This is a genomic window from Candidatus Dadabacteria bacterium, assembly GCA_026705445.1.
Lineage (GTDB): Bacteria > Desulfobacterota_D > UBA1144 > Nemesobacterales > Nemesobacteraceae > Nemesobacter.
Map to the genome: position 1 here is coordinate 1 of JAPPAR010000016.1, position 9,113 is coordinate 9,113.

Annotated in this window: 5 protein-coding genes; all 5 read left to right on the forward strand. The window is 48.8% G+C overall.

The features are described from left to right. Positions 1 to 162 precede the first annotated feature (162 nt). The 5 genes from cas3 to cas1 all read left to right on the forward strand — a co-directional run bounded on the left by cas3 (position 163) and on the right by cas1 (position 9,077). Entirely contained in the window at positions 163 to 2,640 is a 2,478-nt protein-coding gene (gene cas3, locus OXG75_03625) for a CRISPR-associated helicase Cas3' (protein ID MCY3625074.1), read from the forward strand. Beyond that, complete coding sequence (csx17, locus tag OXG75_03630; GenBank protein MCY3625075.1) at positions 2,627 to 4,966, forward strand: type I-U CRISPR-associated protein Csx17; 2,340 nt, start codon at positions 2,627 to 2,629, stop codon at positions 4,964 to 4,966. The genes cas3 and csx17 overlap by 14 nt, the downstream gene beginning before the upstream one ends. A 13-nt stretch (positions 4,967 to 4,979) precedes the next feature. Beyond that, complete coding sequence (gene cas7u, locus OXG75_03635; GenBank protein ID MCY3625076.1) at positions 4,980 to 5,936, forward strand: type I-U CRISPR-associated RAMP protein Csb1/Cas7u; 957 nt, start codon at positions 4,980 to 4,982, stop codon at positions 5,934 to 5,936. 7 nt (positions 5,937 to 5,943) lie between these two features. Then, positions 5,944 to 7,596 (forward strand): type I-U CRISPR-associated protein Csb2, encoded by a 1,653-nt coding sequence (csb2, locus tag OXG75_03640; protein ID MCY3625077.1) that lies wholly within the window; start codon positions 5,944 to 5,946, stop codon positions 7,594 to 7,596. A gap of 317 nt (positions 7,597 to 7,913) precedes the next feature. Next, positions 7,914 to 9,077 (forward strand): CRISPR-associated endonuclease Cas1, encoded by a 1,164-nt coding sequence (gene cas1 / locus OXG75_03645; protein ID MCY3625078.1) that lies wholly within the window; start codon positions 7,914 to 7,916, stop codon positions 9,075 to 9,077. Positions 9,078 to 9,113 lie beyond the last annotated feature (36 nt).

A 9,113-nucleotide genomic window follows, 5' to 3' on the forward strand; every position in this document is an offset into this window, starting at 1 on the left:
CTTTATTATAACACAAACAACGGCCTTTTCTATACCTTACCGTGAGAAATCCGGGCTAGATCAGGTAAGAATGATTTGTTATGATTGGGTTACTTGTCTTGCTCACTGTGGGATGAGTTCTCTTCCAAAAAATTGCCTAGCTTGCAAATGTGTTGAGATACTATGTCTTGGAATTTTAGATCATTTTTTTCTATTGCTCTTGGAAATGACATCCAATCTTACTCATACCAGCAAGCACTGGCTGAACGGGACTGGCCAGACATTCTCATTGCTCCCACAGGACTTGGCAAAACTGCTGCAGTAGTACTTGCTTGGGCTTGGAAACACACCTTAGAGGACAAGCAAACGCCTCCTCGTAGGCTGGCATACTGCCTACCTATGCGTACATTGGTTGAGCAGACAGAGGGAAATATCAGAAAGTGGCTGGAACGTCTTCATAACACAGATTATCGCTTGAAAACCTGCCTGCCTGATCCAGAGAATGATGTGCATATACTCATGGGCGGGATCGATGAAACTGAATGGTATAAAAACCCTGAAAGGCCCACGATACTGATAGGCAGTCAGGACATGTTGCTCAGTCGCGCACTGATGCGCGGCTACGCAATGAATCGGTTTCGGTGGCCTTTAGATTTCGGATTGCTTCACAATGATACGCAATGGGTATTTGATGAGGTACAGCTTATGAGTTCCGGTCTTGCAACCTCTTCTCAGTTAGAAGGTTTCCGTCGTAATTTTGGGACACAAATTCCTTCTCGAAGTCTCTGGATATCCGCGACTATGCATCCCGAATGGCTAAAAACCGCAGATTTCCAGAAACATCTTGAAGTCTGGAATGTCCCCCGCGACTTTCTTGAGGACGAGGATTCTCCAAAAGTTCAAAGACTTGTTCACGCTCCAAAACCCATAAAGAAGGCTGATACGTCTCTTTGCAGCACGAAAAAAGAGTCCTTGCGGGAATATGCGAAGAATCTGGCTTCAGAGGCTCTTTCTCTTCACAGGGAGGGACAGATGACTCTGCTCGTTGTAAATACAGTCGCACGAGCCCAAGCCGTACACAAGGAACTTGTAAAGAAAGGCATCTTATCCGACAGGCTTGTTCTTGTTCACTCACGATTCCGGCCTGCAGACCGCAAGGCACAGATGGACAAGCTTCCCACCCAAGCCGGAGAAGAAAAGGACCTTGTAGTTGTGGCAACCCAAGCAATAGAGGCGGGGGTAGATATTTCCGCTTCGGTAATGATTACGGAAATCGCATCTGCTTCATCAATTGTCCAGCGGCTGGGAAGGGTTAACCGTTACGGGGAACTGAACAATCGTGGAGGGGGCACAATACGCTGGATTGACATTGTCGCCGACGAGAAGAATATCAAAGGCGTATCAGCCCCTTATTCTCCTCAAGAAATCGAAATCTGCCGCAAGAGAATCACCTCATTGACCGATGTAAAATCGTCAAACCTTCCGTCACCGGAACCGGATGATTACTCCGTTCAATCCGTTATTCGAGGCAAGGACCTTAAGGATTTGTATGATACCGATCCAGACCTTACGGGTTTTGACGTCGACATTTCATCTTATGTCCGAGATTCGGAAGATACTGATGTAAAGGTTTTCTGGCGTGACTTATCGGACAACAGCACAGAACAGCCTATGCCGAGCAGACATGAACTCTGCTCAGTGCCTATTGGTCTTTGCAAAAACTGGTTGAAATCCAGAAAGATCGCAGCCTTTTTTGTTGATTTGCAAGCGAATTCCCGCCAAGCCCACTCAACATGGGTTCGCTTCAACGATTCTCCTTGGCCGGGCCTAGTTCTGATGCTGGATCTAAGGGAAGGGGGTTATACCAAAGAGACAGGGTTTGACCTTGAGAGCAAGGTACCTGTCGAAGCCGTTGCACAAGCTTTTGATGAAGCTGCTAATATAGAAACATCCGATGGTGATCCAGACAGCAGAGCAGGCCACTTCATAAATCTGGCTGATCATCTAGTGCATGTGGTGGACGAGGCAAAGAGTCTTTGCTCCGTTATAGACATGCCGCTACACATAAAAAAGACTGTTTCTGAAGCGGCACTATGGCACGATGTAGGAAAGGCTCACTACGCGTTTCAGGAGCGTATGTCCACAGATGATCCGGGGCTGTATCCACGACCTGACTGTCTGCTTGCTAAAGCTCGTTATTATGACCGAAACCGGGGGCGACCTTACTTCCGACACGAACTTGCGTCAGCCTTGGCTTACTTGGCACATGCCCAATGGTCAAGAGAAGCAGACTTGACGGCATACTTGATTGCGGCACATCATGGCAAGGTACGGATGAATCTCAAGGCCTTACCACAGGAAATAACTCTTCAGACAAGGGAGAGAGGTGACGGTCGGACTGACATCGGGCTTTTTGCCCGGGGTGTCAGGGAAGGAGATGAAATCCCTCCGGTAAAAATTAACGGGAAACCTCTCTGGACAGGAGGACATCTGGATTTGTCTGTAATGGTACTCGGTGAACATCCGGTTACAGGTGCAAGCTGGACTGAACGCACCAACAACCTTCTGTCGAAATATGGGCCCTTCCGCTTAGCCTGGCTTGAGGCAATTCTCAGAGTAGCCGACTGGAGGGCGTCGGAAAAAGAAAATGAAGAACGATAAAATTCCTTACACTATTCCTCTTGGCGGGTGCTATTCAAAGCCGCTTTCATGTTATCTTAAGGCACTCGGGGTGTTTCGCCTAGTAGCGAATCCGTTAAATCGAGTGGGAGGTGTGGCAGCAGATTATAGAGCCAAAGGATTCTGGACCAACGATCAGTTCAGTCTCCTGAGTCGCCTGAGTTGCGAGGATCTGCTGAGCTTCTTTCTTGAAGATTACGTCCCCAGCCCGATTATAGCTCCTTGGAACGGTGGCAGCTGCTTTTTTCCAAGCAAGAAAAACACCGCTTTTGATGCACTTTCAAAAACAAATGACATATCCAAGCGGTTCCTTCCTCTTCAGGAAGTGATCCAGATTGCCGAGAGGGCAATAAGAAATCGCGGATTGTCCGCTCGTCCCGAGGGGGAACAGAAAGCTGAACTCATCTCCGCGCTTCGTGCCGAATACCCAGAATATGCACTCGGCTGGCTTGATGCTGTACTTGCTTTTCACAGTGGCCGTATCAGTTTTCCTCCCCTTCTCGGAACCGGAGGAAACGATGGCAATTTTGATTTCACGAACAACTTCATGCAGCGTCTTGTCTCTGAGGAAACAGGGCTTTTCGAAGTAAAAAGCGGCAAACCTTTGCCCAATACAGAGAGGCTGCTCAGGACTTCCCTTTTCGGAGACACTTCACAGGGTCTCTCTAAAGTTGCTGTTGGCCAATTCTCTCCAGGTTACTCCGGTGGGCCAAATGCCACCAGTGAAGGGTTTGAAGGTGATTCTTCAGTAAATCCTTGGGACTTTATATTCACGCTTGAAGGCGCCATCATGTTCGCTGGTGCCGCAACGCGCCGTCATCAGAGCACTACTGATCCCGGTGCGAGTTTCCCTTTCATGGTAAGTACGGTTGGTGCTGGACATGGAAGTGTCTCCGGTGCTGACGAAGCAAAATCCAGGGCGGAATTCTGGGCACCTCTGTGGAAACATCCGGCCAGTTGCGAGGAAGTCACTGTCTTGTTAAAAGAAGGACGTGCAGTGTTGCGGGGCAAGAACGCGCGTAACGGATTGGACTTCGCGCGGGCCGTTGCAAGCCTCGGGATTAACCGCGGAGTAGAACATTTCGAGCGTTACGGGTTCCTCGAGCGATCTGGAAAAGCCTATCTGTCAGTATCTCTCGGCAAGCGAAAGGTGCTCCATGAGGTTCCTGACTCTACACGACTGATAGAGGATCTCGATGTGGGAAGATGGCTTGAGAGGGTTCGCCGGTTTGCACGGAGGACTGATTCTTCTTCCGCACGGAATTCCATAAGAAAACTGGAAGACTCTCTTTTTGAAATGACTGCGACAGGTTATGGCACTCCCCGCTCTTTACAGAATACGCTTGTTGCTATCGGGGACTTTGTATTGTGGCTTGCAAGAGTTGAAGGTTCGCTTGATGAAAAACCCCCTCCCCCGCCACGACTTTCAAGCGAGTGGATACACAAAGCCAATGATGGAACTTGTGAATACAGGATAGCAAGGGCTCTTGCCAGCATTGGTTGGCAGTCTTCCCACGAGGAAGAACCAGCCTCAGGAGTTGAGACAGCAATTTCCCGACAGACATCCGGAGCAGAGACAGGAGACCCCCGGACGGCAAATGGTCATGGAGAGGAAATACCCATGGCCGCTCATTTCGTTCCTGTGGTTTCGGCATCAGTAATGAGAAGATATAGAGAGTGGGATGTTCAGTCCAACAAGAAGCTGTGTGTTCTGGAATCAACAGATATCGTTTCCGGTCTGGTTTCGGTGCTGCAACGACGTCTTATTGAACAGAATACCAGAGACCTACAGGACAAACCTTTGTATGGAACCATAAAAGTTAACTGGATGGATATCTCTGCGTTTCTCTCGCCCAACTTTGACTATGCACGCTGTAAACGGATTCTTTCCGGTCTCGTCTGGGTGCGTCCCGCAATTTTTCTTGAATCTGCTTCTGAAAGTTCCAGTCAGCCGCTTCCCCCATTCCCTTACGCAGCATTAAAGCCTGTGTTTACTCCAGATACAACCCTTGAGGAAGCAAGCATATTACCGCCAAGCGGCAAAATTCCTGTTCCTTCCGGTATTGTCGCGCAATTGCGGAGTGATAAAGTGGATGAAGCGGTACGAATGGCTTTCGCAAGGGTTAGGGCATCAGGAATTGATTCGCATTTCAGTGGGCGACCACCTTCTGCAGGAACATACAGTTTCACTGCCGCAATCAGCGGGAAACTGCTTGCTGCGTCCATGGTAATTCCACTGCGCGAACAGGATCTGAAGTACATTGTCGGGCGGGCATACCGCATAGAGAAAGAAGCACAAAACACATAATAAGGAGTGAAGAATGCCAATTAATATATCTACTCTTTTTGAGTCTCCTCGACTGCTCGTTGAGGCGACACTAAGACCTCTTCAAGGGTCTCGTTTTCAGCCAACCGGATTTCCAAATCTTGGACATGCGGTCTTTGAAGACCCCGAGGGAGCGGGACAGATTATTCTAGTTGAAAGTTCTCAGAGCATGGCCAACCGCCTTGAGGCCGTCTGTTGGGATGATGTCGCTGATGACTGGGTTGAACCTCTCAGAGGGTTGCCCCTGATAAAAGTTGTTGATAAAGAGGGAGAATCGCTTACAAACTCTGTTCTGGAATCCCATAGAATCAATTCTCCCTACATACTTGAGAGCAAAGACAGGACTGTATTTAACATCCTCAAGGAAAGCCTTGCGTCTATGGATGAGAGAAGAGTCGATATACGCGAACTAGCACGAATCCTTATGAAATATGACACAAACTCTTTGCTACACGGAGTTTTCCTAGCAAAAAAAGAACTTGCCGGAGGTAGGCTGCGGCTGCCTCGTGTCCTTTCTTCTTTCATAGAGGCAAGGGATGTCAGAGTCGCGACCAGTGGAGGAGTGAAGAATGACATCGTAAACCCCAAAGGAGATACGGGTAAAGGGTTCGGAAATGTTCCCTTTGCGAGGGATGAGTGGACATGTGGAAATATGACTGCCTACTTTAACCTTGACCTCAGACAGATCCAGTCTTTCGGACTGGGAGAAGATGCGGAAAGACTGCTGATAGTGTTTGGATTATTCAAAATAAGAAAATTCCTAAATGAAGGGCTTCGTCTGCGCACTGCCTGCGACCTAGGAGTAGAAAGTATTACGGTTACCCAGCCAGATAAATTCCAGTTTCCGTCATTAGATGAACTTTCCGGCGAGTTGCCTGAACTTATTGACGCAGTCGGAAAACAGCAGATGTTCAGCGACCCTTCGGTTCTTAAGGTTACTTACAGAAAGTAAAAACGATATGTTTGCATTCATATTCAGATTTCCTGCAAACAGATACCATGCGACTCTCTGGGGACATCATGTCAATGAAGCCACTGTCGCTTGGCCTCCCGAACCTTGGCGCATTCTCCGGGCCTTGGTTGCCAGCTATAACCGCAAATGTCGGCATAGCAAATGGGAAGAAAAGGACCTGAGCAACCTTATCTCTGTTCTTGCAGAAAAACTGCCTTCTTACAGACTACCGAAAATTTCTATACACGCTTATCTCTGCTACTACGTTCCTGTGAAGGGAAAGAATCCGAGTTTGGTCTATGATGCTTTCCTGCAACTGCCTAAGAATGAAAAACTCGTTGCGTTCTGGCCGGACCTTAAGTTGAATTCCGATATGTTTGAATTCGCCTCACATCTTGCAGAGGGAATTGGGTATCTGGGACGGGCTGAAAGCTGGACCGACTGTGTGGCGACAAGCAACTGGCAACCTGATGAAGAAAAGGATGTGATATGCCCTCCAGCGGATGGACTTGAGTATAACGGGGGAAATCCGGTCCGAGTAATCGCACCACGTAGTGCAGATGATTACGCATCGGAACGAACACGTTTAATGGGGGAGTTTGAAAAAAAACTGTACGACAAAGCCAAAGCTTCGGGGAAAAAAACTCCTACAGAAGAAGCTCTAAAAAGAGAAGCCGAAAGGAAATTCGGACCAACTCTGCCTGAACTTCTGGTTGACGCACTGTCTCTTGAAACCAAAGACTATCAGCGATATGGCTGGAGCAGACCCCCTGCATCCAGAGAGGTTATATATGCCGCTCCTTATGAGGAAAAATCGTTGATCCCCCAAGGCTACAATTCCAGAAGTCGCAATATTAAGAAAGAGAAACGTTATACAGTGGCCCGTTACTTGTTAGCTGGCAGACCGCTTCCGCGAATTGAGGATGCAGTCAAAATAGGTGAACTGATACGACTTGCCGCTTTGTCAAAATTCGGGTGGGAAGAAGATGAATCCACTGGTCGCAGAAAACAGAAAGCCCCTTCGGTAATTTCAGGGCGCACTCTTGAGGGAAAACCTTTGCGCGATTCGTCGCATTCGCATGCATTCTGGCTCCCTGAGGACGTTAACAGAGACGGATGGATAGACCACATCACCGTCTACGCACCAGAGGGTTTCGATTCTGACGTAAGGGTAAAACTTGACCGGCTGACACACCTCTGGGTTAACGAGAGAGGCACCCACGATGACAGTGGAAAATCGAAAGCTCTTGAATGGCGGCTTGCTCTTGAGGGCTTTGGCAACCTTGACGACTTTTCCGATTCTTCCGCAATACTTGGTACAGGAAAACACTGGGAAAGCCTGACTCCTTTTCTTGCTACAGGACACCTCAAAGCTCAAGGTTATCCGAAAGAAGTAAAAAGGCTCCTGAAGCTCAGGGGAATAGTTAACGAGAGCCTCCTTGACCATATAGAAGTTAAGGTTCTACCGGAAATAAAAATCGGAGGTGCTCCTCGCCGTACAACACATTTTCACCGATTTCGTTCCAGAGGACGGGAAAAGCAACTGGATACTCAGGGAGCACTGCTACGTCTGAGCTTTCCTGAACCAGTAAAAGGTCCCCTGTGTCTCGGATATGCTTGCCATTTTGGTCTCGGGCTGTTCGCCCTGCAATCTACTTGAGAATCTCCTTTCATGCATATTGCCGGAATCAAGAACACCCCTTATCAGTGACATTAGGGCTTCCAAGCGAAAGAAAGTCTCTACAAAACTGTCGCCAACAAACCGGCAACATGATTTCACAATTATCCCTTATATTATCATTATGGTATATTCCGAACTTGCAGGATTGAGGTTCAATGGAAAAGAATTTTTTGCATGACAGTTGAGCGGGCGAGAAATAAAAGATCCTTGAAACCAAAATGGACAACAAAAACCAACTTTCCCTGCCACTACCTCCATCACCTATCAGGGATGATACGCCATTAGTTCCGGCACGGATGGTCAACGAATGGGTATATTGCCCTCGACTTGCATATCTGGAGTGGGTGGAGGGCGAATGGGCCGATAGCGGGGACACGGCCCAAGGAAAGCGCGTCCATGCCCGAGTGGACAAAGATGGGAAACAGTTGCCCTCCCCAGAGGATCTTGGTGATGAAGTGCTTAAGACCCGATCCATCACTCTTTCCTCGGAACGTCTGGGTGTTATAGCAAAAATGGATGTCGTGGAAATCAGCGAAGGAACGGCAATGCCCGTGGACTTCAAAAGGGGGAAGCGCCCTCATGTCGCCTCCGGGGCGTACGAACCCGAGCGAGTACAGGTCTGCACGCAGGCAATGATTCTGGAAGATAACGGCTACGAGGTTCCCCAAGGCGCACTCTGGTACGTTGGTTCCAGAGAAAAAGTCCCGGTTATTCTGGATGATGAACTCCGAGCCAAGACCATTAGCGCAATTTCCGCCCTGCGAGACGCTGCCGCCTCCGGTCATAGACCACCACCGCTGGAGAACAGCCCCAAGTGTCCCCGCTGCTCGCTAGCCGGAATATGTCTTCCGGACGAAACCAATCTGTTCTCGAAAAAATACACTCCCCGCCCCCTGAACCCGTCAGACGACCCCGCACTTCCTCTCTATGTGCAGACACCCGGCGCAAGATTGCGGAAAAGCGGCGAGCGACTGATCGTGGAAACCGAGGAAGATTCAATGGAAGTGCCGATGATAGATGTTTCGCAAGTTGTTCTGCTGGGGCCTGTGTCGGTTACAACTCCCGCGCTACACGAACTTATGAAAAGCGAAATCCCCGTGTCCTGGCTTTCCACAGGAGGCTGGTTTCTCGGTCACACGACTGGAACCGGAAACGGAAACGTGGCCGTACGCGAAGCCCAGTATCGCTACGCTTTTGATGAAAACAGATGTCTGGCTCTTTCCCGCAATCTGGTGACGGCAAAAATACAGAACTCTCGTACCATGCTCCGCCGTAACTGGCGCACAGAACGAGAAGACACTACCAGCAAAGACCAAGCGCTGGAAAGGTTGAAACGTATCGCCAAGCAAGCTCATAACATAGATAATGTTCAGCAGTTATTAGGGGCAGAGGGCGAAGCGGCAGCGATATATTTCGCTTCGTTCAAGAACATGCTGGCTAACCCGGATTTCTCACGGTAAGGTATAGAAAAGGCCGTTGTTTGTGTTATAATAAAG